Origin of the sequence: Burkholderia territorii (genome assembly GCF_902833055.1) — a bacterium.
In the GTDB taxonomy this organism is placed as follows: Bacteria; Pseudomonadota; Gammaproteobacteria; order Burkholderiales; family Burkholderiaceae; genus Burkholderia; species Burkholderia territorii.
This window is the reverse complement of sequence record NZ_CADFEJ010000113.1, coordinates 1-498: the sequence shown is the minus strand read 5'-3', so window position 1 is coordinate 498 and position 498 is coordinate 1. Positions and strand designations below refer to the sequence as shown.

The 498-nt window shown below is 66.7% G+C and carries 1 protein-coding gene; it reads left to right on the top strand.

From position 1 onward, the window contains the following. The coding region (locus tag HW466_RS31270; RefSeq protein ID WP_279610400.1) for an alkaline phosphatase family protein at positions 1-498 on the top strand (498 nt) is incomplete at both ends.

Genomic DNA, 498 nt, shown 5'->3' with positions numbered 1-498 from the left:
CGGCACCGGCACCGGCGTGGCGGACACGCGTTTCCCGGCGAACCTGCCGAACGGCCCGTTCCAGATCAGCAAGTACGTGCCCTACGCGCAGGAGATCACGCAGCTCGAGCCGTTCGGCCTGACGCTGTTCACGATGACGGGCGACCCGGTGCACCGCTTCTTCCAGATGTGGCAGCAGACGGGCGGCGACAACAGCAAGCACGACATGTTCACCTGGGTGGCCACCACGGTGGGCCAGGGCGGCGACACCAGCGGCATCACGCCGAGCAACCCGTCGCAGGGCGGTGAGCTGATGGGCTTCATGAACATGTCCACCGGCGATGCGCCGTACTTCCAGTCGCTCGCGCAGACCTACGCGATCAGCGACAAGTACCGCCAGTCGATCATGGGCGGCACGGGCGCGAACTTCTTCTCGATCGCGACCGCCGATTCGCCGTTCTTCAACAACGCCGGCGCCGTGGCCACGCCGCCCGCGAACCAGATCGAAAACCCGAACCC